This is a genomic window from Spirosoma aerolatum (genome assembly GCF_002056795.1).
Taxonomy (GTDB): Bacteria; Bacteroidota; Bacteroidia; order Cytophagales; family Spirosomataceae; genus Spirosoma; species Spirosoma aerolatum.
In genome coordinates this window covers 2,840,421-2,862,860 of sequence record NZ_CP020104.1, presented here as the reverse complement: position 1 = coordinate 2,862,860, position 22,440 = coordinate 2,840,421, and the positions used below count along the sequence as shown (strand labels likewise).

Below are 22,440 nucleotides of genomic sequence, written 5' to 3'. Positions count from 1 at the left end.
GACTATATCGTGGACGAGCGTGAGTCTGACATTCTCAATCTATGAACCGAACCATAACCATTTTATACCTCACACTTTTCCCCTCGCTTCTCTTTGCGCAGGCTGAATTCTGGGTATCACCGGACGGGTCAGATACCAATGCAGGGACGAAAGAGAAACCGTTGGCGAGTGTGCAGCTAGCGATTCGAAAGGTTCGGGAATTGCGCCGACTGAACGATACAGGTCTTTCACGGGGATCGCACATTTATGTACGGAACGGTCTGTATGCCCTCAACGAGCCAATTTTTATCCGACCAGAAGATGCCGGTACAGCCACCAGTCCGACAATTATTGAAGCCGCCCCAAACGAAAAGCCTGTTCTGAGTGGGGGTGTACCCATCAAAAACTGGCAAAAACTGAAAGGAACTGTGGCGGGTCTACCGAAGGAAGCCAAGGGCAACGTCTGGGTGGCTGATGCACCGAAAGTAGGCGGACGGCTGCTCGAATTTCGTCAGGTATGGGTCAACGGATGGAAAGCCACCCGCGCCAAAGACACGCCCTATCCGCTCATGAACAGGATTCTGTCGTGGAATAAACAGGAACAAACCTGCTGGATTCCGGCCCCCAAATTCGGCGATCTGTCGAGAGCGGAGGGACTGGAAATGCTGATTCATCAGTGGTGGGCCATTGCCAATCTGCGCATCAGACGCATTGAAGTGCAGGGCGACAGTGCCAAACTCTGGTTTCATCAGCCCGAAAGCCGGATCCAATCGGAACACCCGTGGCCTGCGCCCTGGATTTCGAAAGAAACAGGCAACTCGGCCTTTTACCTGACCAATGCGATTCAATTCCTGAATCAGCCCGGCGAATGGTTTCTGGATACGAAAGCCGAAAAAATCTACTACCTCCCCCGCCCAAACGAAAACCTGTCCACCGCAGAGGTGATTGCTCCTGCCCTCGAAACACTGGTACGCATCGCCGGAACGATAGACCATCCGGTATCGAACGTTCTGTTCAAAGGAATTTCGTTTCAGCATACGGCCTGGCTCCGGCCTTCGCAGCAGGGGCACGTTCCGCATCAGGCAGGTTTGTATATGCTCGATGCCTACAAACTAAAAACCCCCGGTACACCCGACAAAAAATCGCTTGAAAATCAGGCTTGGGTAGGTCGTCCGGCTGCAGCTGTGGACGTAAACTTTGCCCATCACACAGGTTTCGAAAACTGTCGGTTTGAGCATTTGGCAGCTACAGGCCTGGATTACCACAAAGGTGTTCAGGACAATCTGATTCGCGGCAACCTGTTCAATGATATTGGCGGAACAGGCATTATGGCGGGCGTTTTCGCCGACGAAGCGACGGAGATTCACCGACCCTACACCCCTACCGACGAGCGCGAAGTATGCACAAACCTAATCATCAGCAACAACCTGATTACCAACGTAACGAACGAAGACTGGGGAGCAGTGGGAATCGGAGCAGGCTACGTTCGGGACATTCGTATCGACCATAACGACATCAGCGAAGTGGGTTACAGCGGTATCAGTCTGGGCTGGGGCTGGACACGAACCATCAACGCCATGCGTAACAACCGGGTGTGCGCCAACCGGATTCATCGCTACGCCAAACACATGTATGATGCGGCTGCCATCTACACCCTATCCGCGCAACCCGGCTCAATCATTGCCGAAAACGACATCGACAGCGTATACAAAGCTCCTTATGCACACCTGCCCGCTCACTGGTTTTACCTCTACACCGACGAAGGTTCGTCGTATTTCACGATAAAAGACAACTGGACGCCTTCCGGGAAATACCTGCAAAATGCCAACGGTCCGAACAATGTCTGGGAACACAATGGCCCACAGGTAGCCGACAGCATCAAAACGAAAGCGGGTCTTGAAGCGCCGTATCGCACTCTACTCCGCGAAAAAGCCCCTGCCGACCCACAATGGCGCATCAACAAAGAGAATCCGGTCATTATCGAAATAACCGTACCCGGAGGACAAACTATTGATCGTGAGCAGCTAACGAACGTGATGGCGCGTAATAAGGTCAGGCCGGAAGCGCTGTATCAGTGGCGAAATCACTACGTTATTTTCGATAAGGTGCCGGACGTTTACGTACTGAGCGAACGACTGAAAACAGCCTTCCCAACCGCAACGGTCAAAACCTATTACGATTTGTTCTACGAATTCAACCGGAGTCGATGTTCAACAGGGGCCGTAGCAGGCGAGTGGACTCATACCATTCTGACGGCCAATCTGGTTGCTGACCCCAAGCTCCAAAATGAATACCTGGATTACCACGCTACACAGTTTGAGAAATGGCCGGAGGTGTCGAAGGGGTTCTGCAATGCACAGTTTCAGCAACTGCTGTTATACCGAAACGGTCGGCAACTGATGCTGGTCATCAGCATTCCGAAGGGAGAAAGTCTGGATAAGCTCAACCCCAAAACCACCGAAAACAATCCGCGTGTCGATGACTGGAACGCCCGCATGAAGAACTACCAGGAAGGTATTTCCGGTACGAGTCCAGGAGAAGTTTGGACAGAATTAAAAAAATAGCGGTCATTTCCTGCCCGTTGGTCCGCAGTTCGCTCCCGAATGAGCAATAAAGCCTCTCAAGAACTAATTCAAGATTGTAGAATGATTAGCTAAGAACCTACAAGGTCTTTGAGAGCTTGTAGGTTTATTTTTGTTCTACTTATGAAACGTACCCGTCTCCTGCTCCCTGCACTTTTCTTATCACTAACCATACAGGCCCAGCCACCCGCCAAACAACCCCTTACACTCTGGTATAAGAAACCAGCTACGCAATGGGTTGAAGCGTTACCGATTGGCAACGGTCGGCTGGGGGGAATGGTATTCGGGGGCATCACCACCGACCATATCCAGTTCAACGAAGCCACACTCTGGACCGGCGAGCCCCGCGACTATCAGCGCGAAGGGGCCGCTCAATACCTGCCCCAGATTCGTCAGTTGCTGGCCGATGGAAAACAGGCCGAAGCCGAAAAACTGGCACAGGAGCATTTTATGGGCCGTCAAAGCAACGAAGCCGATTACCCGCAGAAAAAGGCGGCCTGGTTCAATCGCGTTCGGGCCCTGGCCGACACTAAAGGGAGTCCGGCAGCCGTTGCATTCGATGACCGTTCCTGGAAAACGATGGACGTTCCCACACCCGATGGCTGGGAGAAAATGGGCAACGAAGGGCTGGACGGAGCCGTATGGTTCCGCACCACAGTCACCATACCCGAAGCCTGGATAGGCAAGGATATGTTGCTCGACATGGGACGTATCCGCGATCAGGATTTTACGTATCTGAATGGTGAACTAATCGGTTCGGACGAAGGCATTGCCAAAAATCGACGGTATACGATTCCGGCGACTAAGCTGCACGCGGGTAAAAACCAACTGGCCATTCAGGTCATCAATCTATACGATAAAGGCGGATTTATTGGCATTAAAACCAGTCAGCCAACGTTTGTCGTCTATCCTGTTGGGCAGCAACCAACCGATGGCGTACCACTCAGCCGTCCGTTCCGTTACTGGATTCAGGATAACAATCCGCCCGCATCTCCCCGCTATCAGGCCGACTACCAACCTTTCGGTGATTTATGGCTCACGGTTAAACGCCAGGAGCAGGCCACGAACTACCGCCGGGAGTTGGACCTAACAACGGCCCTGTCCCGCGTCACGTATCAGGTTAATGGTGTCCGGTTCACCCGCGAGTATCTGACCAGCGCACCCGACCAGGTTATGGCCATTCATCTTACAGCCAGCAAGTCGGGACAACTTAGTTTTGACGCCACGCTGAACAGCCCACATCAGGGCGCGTCGGTCCGAAAAATTGATAATCAGACAATTGCTCTATCAGTTCAGGTCAAAAATGGGGCGTTACGGGGTGAAAGTCTGCTACGGATTCAGACGCAGAAAGGCCAGATCAGCGTGTCGGGGACAAAACTTGTTGTGTCGGGAGCCGACGAAGCTACGCTGTATTTGACGGCGGGTACTAATTTCAAAAACTTTAAAGACGTTTCCGGCGATCCGGCTTTATTGAGTCAACAGCCTTTACAGACACTGCGAAACAAACCATTTGCGGCTATTCGAACGACGCATGTGCAGGAGTACCAATCGTATTTCAACAGTCTGTCGCTGGATTTGGGCCATTCGCCCAACGAACAACTGCCCACCGACGAACGACTACAGCGGTTCGACCAATCGTCAGACCCCGCGCTGATTGCCCTTTATGTACAGTATGGCCGGTATCTACTGATTTCCAGTTCACGACCCGGCCGTAATGGTGTGCCAGCGGGTCCCGCCAACTTACAGGGTATCTGGAATGATCTGCTCACGCCACCCTGGGGCAGTAAGTACACCACGAACATCAACCTCGAAATGAACTACTGGCCCGCCGAAATGCTGAATCTGTCGGCCTGCCACGAACCGATGTTCAACGCCATTGACGAGCTGGCAAAAGAAGGCCGAAAAACAGCGAGAGCGCACTATAACGCTCGGGGCTGGGTGTTGCACCACAACACCGATCTCTGGCGCGGGACGGCCCCCATCAACGCATCAAACCACGGCATCTGGGTAAGCGGAGGAGCCTGGGTTTCGCACCATTTGTGGGAGCATTATCGCTACACGCAGGACCAGGCCTTTCTGCAAAACCGGGCCTACCCCATCATGAGAGAAGCCGCTCGTTTTTTTGTCGATTTTCTGGTGAAAGACCCGAAGACCGGCTGGCTGATTAGTACCCCATCGAACTCGCCCGAACACGGTGGACTAGTGGCAGGCCCAACGATGGATCACCAGATCATTCGTGATCTGTTCAAAAACTGCATAGCGGCCAGCGAACGTTTGAAGACGGATGCTGCCTTTCGCGATACCCTCAAAACGATGTACAGCCAGATAGCGCCCAACCAGATTGGTAAACACGGGCAGTTGCAGGAGTGGTTGCAGGATGTCGATGACCCCAAAGACACGCATCGGCACGTATCGCACCTGTGGGGCGTTCACCCCGGCACCGACATCACCTGGGACGAAACGCCCGACCTGATGAAAGCAGCCCGGCAGTCGCTCCTGGAACGGGGCGACGAAGGAACAGGCTGGAGTCTGGCCTGGAAGATAAATTTCTGGGCCCGGTTCCGCGATGGCAATCATGCCTACACCATGCTCAAACTGCTGTTCCGGCCAGCCATCTCGCCCGAAGGCATGACAGGTGGCGGCTCCTACCCCAACCTGTTCGATGCCCATCCGCCGTTTCAGATTGACGGCAATTTTGGTGGTGCCAGTGGTATTGCCGAGATGATTCTGCAAAGTCAGGGTGAAACGATTGACCTGCTTCCGGCGCTGCCTGCCGAACTGCCAACGGGCAACATCAACGGAATCTGTGCGCAGGGCGGCTTCGTCCTGAATATCCGCTGGCAGGCTGGGCATCTGAGCGGTGTCGATATCACATCCAAAGCCGGTCAGCCCTGCGTACTTCGTTATGGAGACAAACAGCTAAGCCTGACCACCGAAAAAGGAAAAACCTACCGTCTGAATGGCGATTTGAAGGTCTTGTAACTTTATCAGAATTAGAACCTGTTTAAATTTTCTAAACGTAATCTATAGTAAGCGTATTTTTTGTCATTACGACGCAGGAGCAATCTTCGGAGCATTACCTTTTTAGGAGTACCCGAAGATTACTTCTGCGTCGCAATGACAAAAATGCATATCCCACAAAAAGTTAGACAGGCTCTTAAAGAGTTCTCAGCTTAATATTTCGGAACCAGACACTCGTATTCCAGTCCTGTAGTCCAATGCGTCCGCTGTATTTGCCTTTGCCAACAGGAGCATCTTTCAGCTTACTGGCGGCCATCCGCTTTTTCCAGTCGGCGCTGGTCAGGTCGTGTTCCTGCACCGTATACCCATTGATCGTGACGGTCAATTTGTTCTTTTTCAGCATCACCTCCACTTTATTCCAGCTCCCTAGTGGTTGAGGCTCCTGAATACGGACGTCAGCGATGCCAAAGAGGTCGCCGGAGTTGTGCGGATGCTCTACCGCTTTCTGATACAGTACATCGTCGCCCACCTGCACCTCCAGACCCGTGTTATAGATTTTCTCGTTCTTAGGCGCTTCCTCGACGAAGAAAAAGAAACCACTATTGGTATACTTCTCAATTTTATACTCCGCCTTAAAGGCAAAATCGCCGGAGAAGATAGCGTCGGTCACCAAATCGCCACCGTCGCGAACCGTACCAGTTGCCGTTTTGGGCACATTCAGATGCAAAACGCCCTGTTCCACTTTCCAGGAAGACGGTACACCTTTACCATTGTATTTATGCCAGCCTTTGAGATCCTGGCCGTCAAAAAGCAGCTTCCATCCCTCTTTTTTCTCCTGTGCCGACAAGGTATTGAGCGGCTGGGCCTGTACACCAGCAACAGCCAGCATCAAAAGCAAACTGCAAACAGATCGTTTCAAAAACATAGTGATTAGGATTGAATCTATATAAGCCAACCGCCCGGCGAAACTCCTCATACCACACTCGTTTTTACCTCGTCCATCACCCTACTATCCGGGCTGAAACAGGCCATTGGATTATCATTTTGCGGCTAAACTATGCGAACTAAACTATGCCGCAAACAACCCATTTATTGCCGTTTTCACCCCCTATTGACCAACCCGAAAAGCGGTAAATTTGAGCTATCAAATCAATTAAACAACAACGACCAATGACACACATCCAGGTTAACACTGCCAATCGTAAAGCCCTGAAAAAGACGAATATCCTGTACTGGATACTAACTGGTTTATTTGCGTTTGTAATGGCAGGATCGGCCATCCCCAACATTATGGTCAATCCCATGTCGGTGCAGGGGTTTCATGAAATGGGGTATCCAACCTACATCATTCCGTTTCTGGGTTGGGCTAAGTTGCTGGGTGTGGTGGCGATTCTGGTTCCGGGCTTTCCCAGGCTTAAAGAATGGGCCTATGCCGGACTCATCTTTGATTTGCTGGGGGCTACGTATTCCGTCGCAAATAGTGGTAAAGAGCTCGTCCAGTGGGCGCCGATTTTTATTTTTGTGGCGCTGGGCTTTGGTTCGTACTATGCCTATCACAAAAAACGGAAAGCTATGGCGCTCCAGAATCTGACGACAACTCAGCACGATTTTCAACAAAACGGTCCTGCTCAGGTAGCCTAATTTTTCATTTTTTTTTCAAGCAGAAATGCCCATAGCCAATCAGGTTATGGGCATTTCTGTTGTGTACGAATTGTTGCTCTACCGATTAAAATCAACCCTGCCTACACGGATCGTAACGACACAAGGTAGGCAGGGTGAATGCACCACTAATTAACTCTCGGAGTACTTATTTTAACGGATCGAACGCGCCCCCCCAGGTATTATTCTGAATCAGTTTAGGGTTGTTGTCGATGGCCGTTTGCGGAATGGCGAAGAAGTAATACTCTGGCTTCCAGGCAATATCATATTTCGTATCCAACTGTTTGAACGCAAGGGTAAAGTAATTGGTATACACCTGGTCCAGATTCAGATTGTCGCGGGTGGTAGCAAAATCAGTTGGAACACCTGTCGTTTTCAGGTTGATCGTGACGCCCGTTCTCCGTTTGCCATTCAACGTTTTCTCGATCAGTTTCCAGCGACGCAGATCCCAGAACCGCTTGCCTTCGAACGCAAATTCAATCTGCCGTTCGTACAGGATAGCGTCGAATAGTTCGGCACGGGTCATGTTCGGCTTCAGGCCATACAAATTGTCGGTACCGGCTTCGATGCCCGCCCGTTTACGAATGGCAATCAGTTGGGTATAGGCTTCGTCCAGTTTGTTGATACCCGTCGCACTTTCGGCCAGGTTCAGCAGCACTTCGGCGAAGCGAATTTCGATCCAGTCGGTGCCGGAGTATTGCACATCGCCAGCCGCTACCGATGGATTAATGGCCTTGCGCGTGTAAAAACCCGTGTTCGTCGCTTTTGCTTCTACCGTTTTTCCGCCTACGTAATACGTCCACAATTTGTTGGCTGTGTTGCCATTCAGTGGCCAGGTTGCTCCATTATAGGCAATCGTTTTGTCGAAACGGGGGTCGCGGTTTTTGTAGAACAACTGGTCCGTGTAGGTGTATTTGGTCGATTCGCCGGGCTTTTTACCATCCAGCATCGGAAACGCTTTGACCATTTCCCACGAAGGCTGGTTCGACCCGCCACCCGTTCCGGCATACGATGGGCGGGTGCTGTTGTCGTAACCGTTGTTCTTCTTCGTCTGGTCACCTGTTGCGGTGTTGTAACCCGTTATAAAAACGGCTTCGGGGTTGTTGACTTCCTGAAACCAGAGCTGATCGAACGAAGCGTGCAACCCAAATCCATTGGCAGTCAGCAGATCATACGCCTGTTTGTTGGCATCGTAAGACGCCTGCCATTTGGTAGCATCGTCGGATGGGTTGAACTGTGGGCTGGCCGCGTAGAGCAACACCCGCCCTTTAAACGCAGCAGCTGCCCCTTTGGTAATCCGCCCCCAATCGCCCGACGACGACCAGCGACCCGGCACCGACGCAATCGTCGAATCGAGATCTTTTACGATCTGGGCAAAACTCTCGGCGGTGCTATTCCGGGGCAGGTAATCGGCCTGTTTCGCTTCGACACCCACAGCAGCCAACGGACTCAATACCAGCGGTATACCACCATACAAGCGCACCAGATCAAAATAGCGCCAGGCTCGAAAAAACTGTGCCTGCGCCCGCAACTTGTTTTTGGTATACTGCGGCAGACTTCCCGCCTTCACATCACTTAGGAACGTATTGATGACCCGGATTTTACCGTAATTGTTAGTAGCACTTAGGGCCGTTCCAAAATCGCCAACTTCATTGACGAGCAAAGACCCCTGGAGCAGTTTACTGTCGGCATACGACTCGTCCGACAGTCCACTGAGGCCGGTCGGTTCAGGGCCGAGCGATCCAATCGGCGTGGGTAGATTCTGGTCGTAGATGTAATCGAGGTTCATCTGGGTGAGCACCGAATCTTTAAAGATCAGATCCCCGCTTGTCGAACTCAGGTCCGTTTTGTCAAGCACTTTCACGCAACCCGACAGCGCCAGGGTTGAACAGAAAGCCACAAGGAGTTTATAGGAACGTTTCATGGTATCGAAGGAGGTTTACAAGCCAAGGTTTAAGCCCAGTGAGAAGGAACGAAGTACGGGGTAGGCATCGTAATTGCCCGAATACGATTTGTAATCGTAGGGATTGTATAGGTTAAGCGGGTTTGTAGCCACCAGATAAACCCGCACAGTGCTCAATCCAGCTTTCCCGGCTAACCGCGACGGTAATCCATAGGATATGTTCAGGTTACGAACCGATGCCTGGGTTGAACTCCGGTACCAGAATTCGGAATCGACGGTGTAGGTATCCTTGTAATACGGGTTTGGATACGCGGCATTTGGGTTGTCCGGAGTCCAGTGGTCAGCCCAGAATACCGGGCGGTTTGCCGTGGCGGTACCCTGTGTGCGAGCCGTACCTTCGACCATCGCCTGTCCACCAAACGATCCGCCAATGGTAGCGCCAATCGACAGGTTGCGGTATGAAGCGCTGAAGTTGAAACCGAATCCGTAGTGATTGCTGGCTTTTCTGTTGAGGTAATCCAGGTCGTCGGTCGTGATCTTGCCATCAGGAGCCGTGTAATTTCCTGACGCATCTTTCGGCCCACGCACGTCCTGATAATACAACATACCTGGTTTGGGAGCCGCGCCGAAGAGCGTATAGCCCGGATTTTTCTCCAGATAGCTATCCACATCCTGCTGCGTTCGGAACATGCCCAGGTAATGATACCCCAGCACCCCTACGTCGGTCGAACGACCGGTCGGGTCCAGGTACGTACCGATTTTACCCTTGTCGACGTCCACCAGAATTTGTCTGTTATCGCTCCAGGTCAGGAACGTATTGACTTTGTACGACCAGTCGCTGCCAATTTTGTCGTTCCAGCCAAACGAAAGTTCTGTTCCGAATCCATCGACACTGGCATAGTTTTCAGAAGGCAGTGTAGCACCAACCAGCAACGGCACCGACGAGGTTAACGACGTCAGCATATTGTAGCGATGGTCATAGAATCCATCCAGCGTAACCGAAAGGCGATTTTTCAGGAACTGGGCATCAATACCGATGTTATATTTGGTGTCGTTATCCCAGCGGGCCTGCCGATTGGCCATGGCGTTGTTGGGCGATACGATGAGCGGACGATCCGAATTGCCGCCAAACACCGCTCCCTTACCCGTCTGAATCGAATAGTTAGATAACCAGTTATATGGCTTGGTCGCATCACCACCCATAAACCCAATCGAGCCACGCAATTTCAGGTAATCAATCCCGCGAATATTGTTTTTAAAGAACGGTTCTTCCGACATCACCCAGCCTGCCGAGAAGGATGGGAAGAAACCCCAGCGATACTCCGGCGCAAAGTTGGTCGAGGCATCGTAGCGGATGGCGCTTTCAAACAGGTACTTACCGGCATAGTTATAGTTGACCCGTGCCGCATACGACAGAAAACCCGCTTCGGTTTCGGTTTCCGACGTGGTTTGCGTACCGATAGCGTACCGCATGTTGTCGAGGCCACCAATGATTACCCCTTCGGCCATGGCGGCTACGTTGTCGGTATGCGTTTCGGCCTGTTCGAAAAAGGCAATCGCCGAAATCGAATGCTTGCCAAACTGACGGTCGTAATTCAGGTATCCGTTGAACTGGTAGGTATCGATATAACTCGGGTTCATCCGTACGCGGTCACCGTTATTCAGCGTTGTCGTTTTGATTACATCACCGCCATAAATGTGCTTATGATCGCCGAGCATCGAGAAACTGTACACATTGTATTTGGTACCATATTGCTTGCCGAAGCTGTTATCGAACGTCCGGCTATAGAGTACTCGGGCTTTTAATCCTTTTACGCCCGGAATCTCGTAATCCAGATTAGCCGTCACATTAAACCCAGTTGTTTTGGTCTGCGTGTAGTTGTCCGAATTCTGAACGGCAAAGAAGTTAAAGGCATCGATGGTATTGGTGTTGCTCGAATTCGACAACAGGACGGGCAAGCCATTGAGATAGGGCGGGTTGAACTGGGGCGTATACAGCAGACTTTTCATATCGTTCTCTGCGTTCTCCCCCCCCTGCTTCAGGTAATACATGCGCTTATTACCGAGATAACTACTCAGCGACAGAGCTGCTTTCAGCCCTCTGGTCACCTGCATATCAGCACTGGCCCGAAAGGTCCATTTATCTGTATTGATATTGTCGAAGTTGGCATTCTGCGCATTGTACGAAGCCCCTGCGAAATAGGTAGCCTTTTCGTTTCCACCGCTGACGTTCAGGGCATGGCGCTGAACCGTCGAAGGTTGCCAGGCCATTTTTAGCCAATTGTAGTTGTTGTCTTTAAAGTAGGCCAGTTCGTCGGGGGTGTAGATCGTCGGATCGGTAGCCAGTTTACCCGACGCATAGTTCAGGTCATTCAGGTAGGTAGCCTGCTGAAACCCATTCATCATGGTCGGCAGAGTTGCATCCGAAATACCCGTCGAGCCGCTATAGCTGAATTTAGGTGCCCCCGATTTACCCCGTTTCGTTTGCACGACCACAACGCCCTGATTGGAGCGGGCACCGTAAATAGCGGCAGCTGCATCTTTCAGTACCGATATCTGATCCACTTCCGATACGTCGAGCGCGTTAAAATCATCAGCCGAACGAACTACATTGTCGATGACATACAAGGGTTGCAGCGTGCCGCCATCTTTCGACAGAATGATCGGGTTACGTACCGTAATGACGGCATTATCGCCCGGACGGCTGGTTCCTCCCGAAACACCGACGCCCGGCAGTTGGCCTGTCAGTACAGCCGACAGGTTGTTAACTGGCAGATCCTGAACGGCTTTCATATCGACCGTAGCAATGGCTCCGGTCAGGGTAGCTTTCTTTTGCACCCCATACCCCACCACGACCACTTCACCCAGAGCGGCTGCATCCTCATCCATCTGAATCGCCAGAGTCGTTTTGCCGCCTACAGTCACCTCCTGGGTTTTGAAGCCGATATAGCTGAAGATAAGTATCTCTTTCCCGGTAGGCAGATTTAGCCGAAATGTACCCTGAATATCGGTCACGGTTCCGGTCTTAGTACCTTTTATCAGCACATTCACTCCCGGTAGCGGCTGGCCTTTATTATCTTTAACGGTTCCGGTAATATTTTCCAGGGGAGATCCGAAACGATGCGCTGAAGGCCGGCTATTTGCTCCACCTGTTTCGGCATAGCACAAATCGTCGGAGAAGCCACACAGAATGAGCGCGCAAACCAGCTTTACGGCACTGGTCAGAAGCGTTTGTTTTCGAGGTCGTAAAGCCAGTGCCATGCCTGTCTGTTTAAGTAAAGATGAGGTAAAAGATGTCAACGTATATGATCGGGTAAAGTACTTAAGGCGATTCAGCCGATTGATTCCATAGGTTCTATAGATTCTACGAGCCACAACATGGTGTAGAACCGAGGCTGCGGAACAAAAGCCAGGCAGTCCTCTATCTCTGTCCGATTACATCAGTGAATCGTCGGATGGATTAATTTTTACGGGCCTGGTTCGCAATGCGTTCCTCCCATTCTTTGCTGGCTTTTTTCATATCGATACCAGCCGCCGACAGGTAATTATTGATCCGGCCTTTGTACTTACCGAACATGGCATGCTTTTTCTCCGAAGACCCCTCATCCATTGCCTTCTCGCGTGCTTCGGTCAGGTAGGCTAAAATCTGTTTCTTTTGCTCATCCGTTAAATCAGGCAGCATCGACTGATACCCATTGACTGTAATGGGCAATACGCCATACGTCATACCATCTTTCACCTTATCGACCTGAATCGGCGACAAATCACGATTGAGGTTTACCAGATATTGGCTATGCAGCGTCATAAGTTTCGTACTCGCTTCGGCGTCGATGGCGTCTTTTTGTGCTCTGTCGGTAACACCGTTCAGCGCTGCCTTACGGCTGTCGTGAATGGCGTTCAGGTCGCGATATTGCTGCACGATGGTTTGCTGAACATGGGCCGTTTTGTTCGCATCGGTCAGGCCCAGCGAAGCCACTATTTTAGCAGCCCGTTCATTCAATACACGTGTGTAGGCAGCTTCTTTTTCCTCGCTCGTCTGCTCCTGACCTACGGCCAGCCCCACGCTTAAGCAGGCAATCAGGGTGCCTAATACGGCATTTTGCAGGCCAAAACGTAGCGTCAAAAACAGACGTTTCGACGCTGGCTGACCTAAACTACGACGACGACCTGGCTGAGCAAAATCCTTCATGGGAGGAGTTGTAGAAACTGGCAAAACCACGATTAAACAATACTTTTCTATAACACGATACAAAAATAGGCTACGATTAGGGGTAACAACTGCATTTTTTTGCCAATTTATTGTAGGAAATTATCATAGAGAAAATAGGAATAATTTGGATTATTTCGTTTAGGTTTGTAATCAGGTTCCTGTCAACCTATATACCGAAGCGACTTCTTTTGCCATGAAACCTCTATTTCGAAAAGTAACGGCTAATCTCGAAACGTCGTACACGGTTCGGCACGACGTTTTACCGCATTTCAAGAACATCTGGCATTACCACCCTGAACTCGAACTACACTATATTATCAAGGGTGAAGGGGTACGATTTATCGGGGATAAGATCAGCAACTTTTCACCGGGTGAGATTGTGCTGGTCGGCGAAAACTTACCGCATACCTGGCGGAGCAGTGACGAGTATTTTCAAAACGATCCCGATCGGCATATTGAAATCATCGTCATTCACTTTTTGCCCAACTGCCTGGGTGAGCATCTACTGAAACTGCCCGAGGCCTACCTGCTGCCCCGGCTTTTTGAAAAGGCAAAAAGTGGCATGGTGATCAATGGAAAAGCGAATACCAAACTGGCCGAACTGATGCAACGGGCCGTCGACGCTACGAATCTGGATAAAATTCTGATTTTGTTTTCGATCCTGAAAACGTTGGCCGAAACCGAAGAATACGAACCGATTGTAAATGGTCAGGCTGCCTTTTACCAATCGAACGAAACCGATACGCTCCGGCTAAATAAAGTGTGCAACTACACACTCACCAACTACCGGAAAGACATTACCCTGGATGAAATTTCGGCCATCAGCAATTTAAGTGTCACTTCGTTTTGCCGCTATTTTAAGCTGATGACCAATAAAACGTACTATGATTTTCTGATTGAAATACGTATCAGTCATGCCTGCCGGGCACTGATTGAAGATAAAGTACCGACCGAAGTAATCTGCTTTGACTGCGGCTTCAACAACGTGTCGAATTTTTACCGTCATTTCAAGAAAGTTACCGGCCTGACGCCCCTGGAATATAAACGCCAGTATTTGAAAAAAGGCCGTATGGCGGTTGCCTAACAAAGCTGCATTTCTTAAACCCATCTATGCCTTCCCTTTTCGTACGAATCTTGCTGTGTTTGCTGATTACGGTCCATAGCCTGGCTCAGTCCACAAAACCATCGGCAATAACGACTACGTACCGGAATCCGGTTATTCCGGGCGATTTTGCCGACCCATCCATCATTCGCGTTGGAGATACGTATTATGCCGTTGGCACCTCGTCGGAGTGGGGGCCCGCTTTTCCAATCTATACGTCAAAAGACCTGGTCAACTGGACGTACGTTGGCCCTGTTTTCCAGAAACTCCCGGCCTGGACCATGGGCAGTTTCTGGGCGCCCGAACTGATTTACCGACAGGGCACCTATTATGTATATTATACGGCCCGCCGGAAGTCGGACAAGCATTCGTTCATAGGCGTAGCTACTTCCCATGACCTGCGCAGTGGCTTTACCGATCATGGCCTGCTGCTGGAATGGACAAGCGAAGCTATTGACCCATTTATAATTGAAGAAGCGGGTAAACCCTATATTACCTGGAAAGCCTACGGCCTCGATAAGGGCAAATCCATCGAATTGTTGGGCGCGGAATTATCGACCGATGGCTTAAAGGTAATCGGCCAGCACTTTTCCTTATTAACGGCCGACCGTTCGGGTTGGGAAGCGGGCGGCATGGAAGGCCAGGCTATTTTCAAACGGGGTACGTATTACTACATGACCTATTCAGGGAATGCATGCTGTGGTACAGGTTGTAACTATCAGGTTGGTCTGGCCCGTGCCCAGAACCTACGTGGCCCCTGGGAGAAGTTTTCCGGCAATCCGGTTCTGGTCAGTGACGATACCTGGAAATGCCCTGGTCATGGGACGGTAGTGACCACGCCCGATAATCGGTATGTCTATCTGCACCATGCGTATAACGGAACAGACTTTACGTTTACCGGCCGTCAGGGTGTGTTGAGCGAACTGGTCTGGAACGACAAAACGCAGTGGCCCACCTTTCGGTATGGTACTGCCGTTCCGGCACAGGCCGAAGCCTTTGGTGGCGCTTCCCAGAAACCTATTTCTCCGCAAACCGTTCACTTTACCAACCCAAGCGCTGCTCTTCCCTGGGTTTGGGATGTCAGCCAGTCCGAACCACCGACTACGATTCAGGCTGGCCAACTACAGCTTTCTACCGTATCGACCAGCCCGACGGGAAGTTTTCTGGGGCTGGTCATTCAAAAAGGCACGTATACGTTTTCGGCCGACATAGCCCCGCAACCCCATATCCTCCAAAGCATTTGTGTGTATGGCGATGCGAATAATTCGCTGGGTTTTGGCATTCGCAACGATTCGCTCGAATTGTGGCAGGTGAAAGACGGCGTTCGACAGGTACTGAAAAACCATCGGTTAACCGAAAACGTATCGGACATTACCTTGCAGGTACACAGCCATGTTGGGCAATACTATACCTGTAGCTTTCAAACCTCAGGCGGAAAGTCGCAACAGATAACAACCGAACCCGTCAACGGCTCCTTTCTGCCCCGTTGGGACCGTGCCCCCCGTATCGGCATCAGCGTGTCAGGGCCTCCGCATACGCACAGCCTGATTCGGTCTGTAGCGCTGACCTATCCCTGACATGGCTTTCAGACAAATCACCTTTTCTGTTTGTAACGAGACTACTAATCTGTTATCTTAACGTGAACCATACAGTTATCTCACTGATTATACTGATGCCTGTATAGACTTTACTTTCTTCTCTACGACTTACATCATCACCATTGAAACCCGAAGTGAAACCGATTTCGCCCTATTTAAAGGGTTGGCGGATCGGTTAGGCCTTCATACTGAAGAAGCACATGTCAATAAAGACTTGAGCGAAGCCGAAGCTCTACAGTTATTAGAACGGGTAGTCGGAGGTTGGTCAGGAGAAGAAACGGGATAATTTAGCTAATCTTCAAGACCTTTTCCAGGGGCGCATTTTGCCGATCCGTGAAGTGCAGCCCGAATACGCCATACAAAAAGCAGCCTTAAGACGCATCGGGCGCACAGTTAATATTTCGACCTGTTAATTGGCTCCACAGCCCTTGTGAACGGCTTAATTTTAATTTCCCGTAATACAAGGCATTTTGCCAATATGAATGGTCTGAATCTAGAAAACTGAATTGCCTGAATACCTACAAAACCTCCAGCGCCAGTTTATCCTGCAAGTGGGTATAATCGGCCAATAAGCCTTCCACCTGTTTAGCGATTTCGGGCGTAAACGTGCCTACCTCACGACGGGTATAGGTCGACATGTTGAAGCCGCGCAGTTGCAGGAAATATTTCGACACGGTTGGGTACACGTTGTGAATCACATCCATACTGTCAATCAGGAACTGCTGCACCTCCCCTACTTCCTGCTGTAAATCCGTGTGATTATAATGCTGGCACAACCAGACAATCAGTTCAGGGAAGAAGTTGCCCTGAATGCAGGAAAGTCCTGCCGAACCGGCCTTGAGCGACTCCACGGCATGAACCATATAGGCATCGTACAACCCGAAACCAGGTCGGTTGGCCAGTCGTATCTTCTCCCGGATCTGATCGATGTCCAGGCAGGTATCTTTATGGTAAATCACCCTGCCTGTATCGACAAACAGCTTCAACTGCTCAGGCGAAATCAGGCGCTTATACGGTACCGGACACTCGTAAAAGCCAACCGGCACCGTAGCCGTTTGCTCCAGCAATTGAAAAACACGCTCATTGAACACATCATCTGATTCCGTTTGTTCGGCCAGCAGGCCCGTAATCAGGATAACGGCATCCGTACCTTTATCGGCTACCTGCTTCACAAAATCAGCTTGCTGAGCAATAGGTCCACCAAATGTACCCGTAGCTACGACAGGAACCCTCCCATTGGTTACCTTGATGACGTGTTCGATAATCTGAAGCCGCTCGGCCTCAGTTAGTTCAAACATTTCGCTCGACAGGCAATTGGCAAACAATCCGGCAGCACCGGCTTGTAAATAGAGTTCCGTCAGTCGGGTAAGCGTGTCGAAATCAATGGCGCCACTGTCTGTGAATGGCGTGAGCATTACAGGGATAAAGCCCTTTTGCGAAGTTTTGTTAGTCATTGGAAAATACACTGGCCTCTTGGGTTTGCTCCGAAGGTCGGCCTTTAAGTTTAGTCAGTACAATTCCCACCAGGAAAATAGTGAGCGTACCGACAACAATAATCATGTTGCTGTGTAATGGATTGCGGAGGTATCCGTACTCGTCGGGTAGTTTGGGCGAAAAGGTCAGCCAGACAATGACGAGTACACCGATAACGACGGCAATCAAGGCCTCCGGGCTCTTCGTTTGTCGACTAATTAGCCCCAGCAGAAAGAGTCCCAGCATACCAGCCGCAAAAATACCCGATAGCGTCCACCAGGTATCCAGAATGCTTTTCACACCGATCATAGCCAGTCCGGCGGTCAAGCCAAAGACACCCACCACAACCGTAGAAATGTGTAACAACCGCAGCTGTTTCTGGCTCGATGGATTCGGATTGATGTACCGCTTATAAATATCTTCGGTAAAGACGGTGGCCGATGCATTCATACCTGAACTAATGGTACTCATAGCTGCCGACAGTATGGCCGAAATAATGAGTCCCATCAGGCCAACGGGCACATTGGTAACCATGAAATTAGGCATCACCTTATCGCCATAGTCGGCAGGTTGCAGCGTCGATGCCAACTGGTTCACTTCAGCAGCCGATGCGCCAGCCGGTAATCGTTCGAGTGCAACATTATGCCGGATGACGTCAAGGAGCTGAGGATACTGCTGATAATAGCCAAACAGGCAGGCACCAATGATAAAAAACAGCAGCGAGGCCGGTACATACAACCAAACGCAGAGCCAAAGCGATTTCGACGCTTCTTTCTCCGATGCAGTTGTATGGTAGCGCTGGATGTAATTCTGGTCCATGCCAAAATTGTTCAGGTTAATGAAGAAACCATAGAACAGGACGACCCAGAATGTCGATTGCGTAAAATCGGGCGAGAGACTACCCAGACTGAATTTATCGTGCGCTTTACCGATCTCGATAATGGAAGAAACGCCCCCCGGCATAGCCCGCACAATGAGGTACATAATCAGCAAAGCCCCAAACGTTTTGATTACCCCCTGCACAACTTCGGTCCAGATCACGGCTTCCATTCCACCCATCACGGTATAAATGATGATACAAACGCCCATCACCACCATAATGGTCTGCATCGAATACCCCGTCAGCGCCTGTAAACTCAGCGCAATACCCAGAAAGATAGATCCCATACGTGCCAGTTGGGTCAGCAGGAAACAGACGACGGCATAGGTTCGCGCCCATGAACCAAACCGATGCTCGAAATGCGTATAGGCCGACACTTCGCCCGAACGACGATAAAACGGAATAAAATACCGGGAGGCCACAAAAGCCGCCAATGGCATGGACAAACTGAATACAAACGAATTCCAGTTACCCCCAAAGGCTTTGCCCGGCACACCCAGAAACGTATTGCTACTCAAAAACGTCGCGTAGATCGACAAGCCCGTTGCCCAGCCGGGAATCAATCCAGACGCCGTAGTAAACTGGTCAGCATTCTTGTTTTTTCGGGAGAAATACACGCCCACCAGCACCATGGCTACGAGGTACGCAGCAATAACACCAAGGTCGATCAGGGGTAAGTTTTTCATAGTTTTTTCTGGCATCCCAACGCAATCGGAATGCCAAAGTAAGGGTGTCTAGCGATATATTCTTTCTCATGTAGGGCTTTCAAAATGTTCGGACCGCCACAGGAGCCAGCGTATTGCTTTTAAATACTTGTTTTCCGTTCGAAAGGACTATGAACCCCTTACCTTTTCCGTAATGTCTCCCGGTTTTGTCGTACAAAATAGTCAGTATCTTTCCATGATAGAGTACGTTATCCAAACAAAACCAGTCCCATTTGCCCTCAGGAATCAGGGGGTGAATTTCCAGGACGTTATCGGCGCGGGGCTTTAGACCGATCAAATCGTTGATGATCAGATCAGCAAAGCCCGAATGGTTATAGAATTTACTTCGGGGGTTATCGCCTTTCAGCCACTCTCCTGTCTTTTCATCCTGATACTCACCCAGATAAACCATCCCGTTCATGGTATGTGAATGGGCATATTTCACCAGTTCGTTGTAAAACACAGCCTTGTTCATGCGGCCCTGATTTTTATAATCCGTCAGCAGGTTCGACAGTCCTTTCAGCGTTTGCGTAGTTGCAAATGGCCAGACCGCCCCATCCCATTCGCATCCATGCCCCGACCCATGCGTACGAAATCCTGGATGCCTGCGTTCGGCAGTCGTGATTCCCCAGGGGGCATCGAAGCCGGTTGTATCCGTTAACTGGTCCCATTGTTGGGCATACTCAGGTGTATCGTCGGGCAAATTAAAATACCAGGGAATAAAGCCGATAGCCTCACGCGCGTTGGCAAAAGCTCCGTTCGGATGCCTGACCTCGAAAAAATGAGCCGCTTTATTCCACAGGCTATCGAGCGTCAGCTTTTTCAGTTCAACGGCCTGTTGCTCGTAACGACGCTGAAGCGTATCGTTTTTAACCAGCGCAGCCATAGCTGCCAGGGCTTTGGCATTGCCATACATATAGCTATTGATGGTTGGGCGACGATTTTTGTCTTTCCGCGAACCACTGATGGATTCTTCCATCGCATCGCGTACATCGAACTGCCAGAACAGGCCGCTGGGCAACTGTTTTTCCTGCTGCCATTTCCGATAATCGGCATCGAGTGTCAGCAGGTTTTTCTGAATAAAGGATTTGTCGAGGTTGACCAGATACCGATTATACACAGCATCATCGACCCAACTGCTGAATGCGTGGAACCGCTGCACCGTATGTTTAGGATCGACGTACAACCAGAACGAAATATAGCCGTCGATGTACGTTGGCGTATGTAGCCAGCGCCCTTCGTAAATATGATGGCCAAGGGCACTGCTGATGGCGTTATACTTTCCCGCATGGTTCATTTTGGTGATGAACTCCGTAAAAATGAACCCTTCCGGCGTTTCTTTCAGGTGTTTCCGAAACGCCCACCAACGATAATAATAGATCGTATTCAGGGTTGAATCCGGGCAGTCGAACAGGGGAATATTTTTTGCCAGCCAATCGAATGACTGATCGTTAGGCACGTAATTTTTGACCGCTTCCTCCTGATCGACTATATTGAAATAGCTGACGTATTGCTTCAGTCTATCGGTTGTCAGCACTTTAGCGGACTGAGCCTCCGCCCAATAGGCAGTCAGACAGGTCAGTAGCCATAAACAGATTAGGATGAAACAACGTTTATGAAGTGAGTTCATGCACTATAAAACATATCGAAACGGGCCGTATCGAGGGAAAATTCAAAATTAATTGAAATAAACCGCTACGGAATATGCTATTTTCACAAGCCATTATAGGATGTTAGCGTGTTTGAGAAGGCTATAAAGGGGGAGTCTGTCCGCGCTACAATCGCGGACAAGCAGAAGAGCAGTTTACAGTTTATAGCTGCGGGTCCTGCTCGTAGATGGTCCATAACCAACGACTCTTTAGTTTTCAGGAATGTACCAGAACGGAATCTGGTAATACGGCTGGGGTTTATTGACCGAATCGGGTACGGTAATGCGAAGCAGATTGCGGCCAGCCTTCAACCCACTAGTCACTAAAACAGTAGTCAGTCCGCGTTGCCCGTTGTCGGCGCGTTGGGTGAACAGGAAACCCGGAGCCCGGTAAAGCGAGTCATTCACATAGACCCCAAAATACGACTCCAGTGATTTCAGATACCAGGCTGCCCGCTTCTCGCGTTTTTCTTTCTTTGACAGACTATCCGGCCATTGGGGTTCTTTGAATCGCTTCGTCAGCTCGCTATCCAGCAGTTTGGGGTAGCTGAGAAACAAGCGAAGATAGGGCTCACGAATTACGTCGGACTGGATACTGGCCTGATCGATCAGTTGATCCGCTGTTCGTAAATTATCGAATGCATTTGCATCAACCAGTTGGTTTGGATCGCGCGTCGACATAAACGACCGACTATCGAACACGTCGGTTGCATTCCTGACCTGAACAAGTTGGCCTGTCATAAATAGTATCTCTATCAGTAAACCCAGCCCGATTATCCATACATATCGTTTTTGCAGGATATTCTGCGGAATCTGGCTGGTAAACGTAAGGCTGATGTATTGCGCTGGTCGGTATAGGCCCAGGAATACAATGGAAAATCCTTCACTCATTCGAAAGGCAATCGGCGCGAATCGGTCATCATTACGAAACCGGGGTAAATTAAGGATCGTATAGCTAATGAAGAATACTGACACAAAAGACGCCAGTGACCAGCCTACTACTGTACGAACGGTTTCATACAAGTAATCAGGTACCAGCAGTTGCAGACTAGCCTCAACCAGGACAAAAATGGCGTAAAAGCCGGCAATGCCAAATAAGAAAAATACCAAACTGAAGGCTAGCGCAAAAACAACGTTGCATCGCTTATCTAGCCGGATGATGTAATCGGATAACGTACCCATTTCGCCAGCCAATCGTTGTTGGGCATACCGACTCAGCTTATAAATGCGATCATACCGAATACCATCTGGATAAACAGCCAGCAAACCCACTAGTCCGATCCAGAAAGCCCGCATAACAAAGTTGGCCAGAAACGCCCCAAATAATACATAACAAGCCCCTTTCATGATCCCAAACATTTCGGCGGGCATCATCTCATGAATTAAATCGGCATCGGTCATCAGGTTATACCGATAATAGGTCAGCGCACTTTCCAATAGATCGGGCAGGCTGAGCGTGGCAAACATAGCGGCCCCTGAAACAATCAGTTCCAGGTTCCAGCTCTGGGCTGTTAATTCGCGAAGTTTATCCTGAATCTCCGGTTCAGTAGATAGGTTGGGTTCTACAGGAGTCTGTTCGGGAAGGGTCATGTTCTGTACACGGGGTTCATCGGCAAAATAGCGCTTTTTGCCAATTCTTCGCACCGTTGGTTCGCAATTGTATCGCAGTCGAACCATGAAAAAACATAATCCCCTGATTTGTAACTCTTCAGAATACCTAATTAATTAGCAGTATCCAGAC

At 50.2% G+C, this 22,440-nt stretch carries 13 protein-coding genes; 5 read left to right on the top strand and 8 right to left on the bottom strand.

Features of this window, described 5'->3' with window-relative positions; all coding sequences use genetic code 11:
• The first annotated feature begins 41 nt into the window (after positions 1 to 41).
• Together B5M13_RS11505 and B5M13_RS11500 are read left to right on the top strand one after the other, a co-directional pair.
• Positions 42 to 2,543 (top strand): L-rhamnose mutarotase, encoded by a 2,502-nt coding sequence (locus tag B5M13_RS11505; RefSeq protein WP_080055808.1) that lies wholly within the window; start codon positions 42 to 44, stop codon positions 2,541 to 2,543.
• Positions 2,544 to 2,684: 141 nt separating this feature from the next.
• Entirely contained in the window at positions 2,685 to 5,543 is a 2,859-nt protein-coding gene (locus tag B5M13_RS11500; protein ID WP_080055807.1) for a glycoside hydrolase family 95 protein, read from the top strand.
• Positions 5,544 to 5,718: 175 nt separating this feature from the next.
• On the opposite strand, the gene B5M13_RS11495 is transcribed toward B5M13_RS11500, so the two are convergent.
• Positions 5,719 to 6,447 carry a 3-keto-disaccharide hydrolase gene (locus B5M13_RS11495; RefSeq protein WP_080055806.1) on the bottom strand — a complete coding sequence of 243 codons (729 nt, stop codon included), beginning with the start codon at positions 6,445 to 6,447 and terminating at the stop codon, positions 5,719 to 5,721.
• Between the two features lie 245 nt (positions 6,448 to 6,692).
• Here B5M13_RS11495 and B5M13_RS11490 point away from each other — a divergent pair, with 245 nt between their 5' ends.
• Positions 6,693 to 7,163 carry a DoxX family protein gene (locus B5M13_RS11490; protein WP_080055805.1) on the top strand — a complete coding sequence of 157 codons (471 nt, stop codon included), beginning with the start codon at positions 6,693 to 6,695 and terminating at the stop codon, positions 7,161 to 7,163.
• Positions 7,164 to 7,329: 166 nt separating this feature from the next.
• On the opposite strand, the gene B5M13_RS11485 is transcribed toward B5M13_RS11490, so the two are convergent.
• The 3 genes from B5M13_RS11485 to B5M13_RS11475 form a co-directional block, all read right to left on the bottom strand.
• Positions 7,330 to 9,105, bottom strand: coding sequence for a RagB/SusD family nutrient uptake outer membrane protein (locus B5M13_RS11485; protein ID WP_080055804.1), 1,776 nt, complete (start codon positions 9,103 to 9,105; stop codon positions 7,330 to 7,332).
• A 15-nt stretch (positions 9,106 to 9,120) separates the two neighbouring features.
• Positions 9,121 to 12,345, bottom strand: coding sequence for a SusC/RagA family TonB-linked outer membrane protein (locus B5M13_RS11480; protein WP_080055803.1), 3,225 nt, complete (start codon positions 12,343 to 12,345; stop codon positions 9,121 to 9,123).
• A 199-nt stretch (positions 12,346 to 12,544) separates the two neighbouring features.
• A complete protein-coding gene (locus B5M13_RS11475; RefSeq protein ID WP_080055802.1) occupies positions 12,545 to 13,273 on the bottom strand; it encodes a DUF3826 domain-containing protein in 729 nt (242 codons plus the stop codon).
• A 214-nt stretch (positions 13,274 to 13,487) separates the two neighbouring features.
• Here B5M13_RS11475 and B5M13_RS11470 point away from each other — a divergent pair, with 214 nt between their 5' ends.
• Both B5M13_RS11470 and B5M13_RS11465 read left to right on the top strand, forming a co-directional pair.
• Complete coding sequence (locus tag B5M13_RS11470) at positions 13,488 to 14,378, top strand: AraC family transcriptional regulator (RefSeq protein ID WP_080055801.1); 891 nt, start codon at positions 13,488 to 13,490, stop codon at positions 14,376 to 14,378.
• Positions 14,379 to 14,404: 26 nt separating this feature from the next.
• Positions 14,405 to 15,973 (top strand): glycoside hydrolase family 43 protein, encoded by a 1,569-nt coding sequence (locus B5M13_RS11465; protein WP_080055800.1) that lies wholly within the window; start codon positions 14,405 to 14,407, stop codon positions 15,971 to 15,973.
• A gap of 539 nt (positions 15,974 to 16,512) precedes the next feature.
• Here the strand turns inward: B5M13_RS11465 and B5M13_RS11460 are convergent.
• The 4 genes from B5M13_RS11460 to B5M13_RS11445 all read right to left on the bottom strand — a co-directional run bounded on the left by B5M13_RS11460 (position 16,513) and on the right by B5M13_RS11445 (position 22,376).
• Positions 16,513 to 17,448, bottom strand: a complete 936-nt coding sequence (locus B5M13_RS11460; RefSeq protein ID WP_080055799.1) for a dihydrodipicolinate synthase family protein — start codon at positions 17,446 to 17,448, stop codon at positions 16,513 to 16,515.
• The gene (locus B5M13_RS11455; protein WP_080055798.1) at positions 17,441 to 19,033 is read right to left on the bottom strand and encodes a sodium:solute symporter; all 1,593 of its coding nucleotides are present in this window, start codon (positions 19,031 to 19,033) and stop codon (positions 17,441 to 17,443) included. Before B5M13_RS11455 ends, B5M13_RS11460 begins: the two co-directional genes overlap by 8 nt.
• Before the next feature lie 79 nt (positions 19,034 to 19,112).
• Positions 19,113 to 20,681 carry an MGH1-like glycoside hydrolase domain-containing protein gene (locus B5M13_RS11450; RefSeq protein WP_080055797.1) on the bottom strand — a complete coding sequence of 523 codons (1,569 nt, stop codon included), beginning with the start codon at positions 20,679 to 20,681 and terminating at the stop codon, positions 19,113 to 19,115.
• A gap of 228 nt (positions 20,682 to 20,909) precedes the next feature.
• Complete coding sequence (locus B5M13_RS11445; protein ID WP_155297235.1) at positions 20,910 to 22,376, bottom strand: hypothetical protein; 1,467 nt, start codon at positions 22,374 to 22,376, stop codon at positions 20,910 to 20,912.
• Between the last annotated feature and the right edge of the window lie 64 nt (positions 22,377 to 22,440).

What these genes read in the sequence shown, in the direction of transcription:
- B5M13_RS11505 (WP_080055808.1), top strand. Translation starts at nt 42, where the DNA reads ATGAACCGAACCATAACCATTTTATACCTCACACTTTTCCCCTCGCTT.
- B5M13_RS11450 (WP_080055797.1), bottom strand. Translation starts at nt 20,681, where the DNA reads ATGAACTCACTTCATAAACGTTGTTTCATCCTAATCTGTTTATGGCTA.
- B5M13_RS11495 (WP_080055806.1), bottom strand. Translation starts at nt 6,447, where the DNA reads ATGTTTTTGAAACGATCTGTTTGCAGTTTGCTTTTGATGCTGGCTGTT.
- B5M13_RS11500 (WP_080055807.1), top strand. Translation starts at nt 2,685, where the DNA reads ATGAAACGTACCCGTCTCCTGCTCCCTGCACTTTTCTTATCACTAACC.
- B5M13_RS11465 (WP_080055800.1), top strand. Translation starts at nt 14,405, where the DNA reads ATGCCTTCCCTTTTCGTACGAATCTTGCTGTGTTTGCTGATTACGGTC.
- B5M13_RS11480 (WP_080055803.1), bottom strand. Translation starts at nt 12,345, where the DNA reads ATGGCACTGGCTTTACGACCTCGAAAACAAACGCTTCTGACCAGTGCC.
- B5M13_RS11475 (WP_080055802.1), bottom strand. Translation starts at nt 13,273, where the DNA reads ATGAAGGATTTTGCTCAGCCAGGTCGTCGTCGTAGTTTAGGTCAGCCA.
- B5M13_RS11470 (WP_080055801.1), top strand. Translation starts at nt 13,488, where the DNA reads ATGAAACCTCTATTTCGAAAAGTAACGGCTAATCTCGAAACGTCGTAC.
- B5M13_RS11490 (WP_080055805.1), top strand. Translation starts at nt 6,693, where the DNA reads ATGACACACATCCAGGTTAACACTGCCAATCGTAAAGCCCTGAAAAAG.
- B5M13_RS11460 (WP_080055799.1), bottom strand. Translation starts at nt 17,448, where the DNA reads ATGACTAACAAAACTTCGCAAAAGGGCTTTATCCCTGTAATGCTCACG.
- B5M13_RS11455 (WP_080055798.1), bottom strand. Translation starts at nt 19,033, where the DNA reads ATGAAAAACTTACCCCTGATCGACCTTGGTGTTATTGCTGCGTACCTC.
- B5M13_RS11445 (WP_155297235.1), bottom strand. Translation starts at nt 22,376, where the DNA reads ATGGTTCGACTGCGATACAATTGCGAACCAACGGTGCGAAGAATTGGC.
- B5M13_RS11485 (WP_080055804.1), bottom strand. Translation starts at nt 9,105, where the DNA reads ATGAAACGTTCCTATAAACTCCTTGTGGCTTTCTGTTCAACCCTGGCG.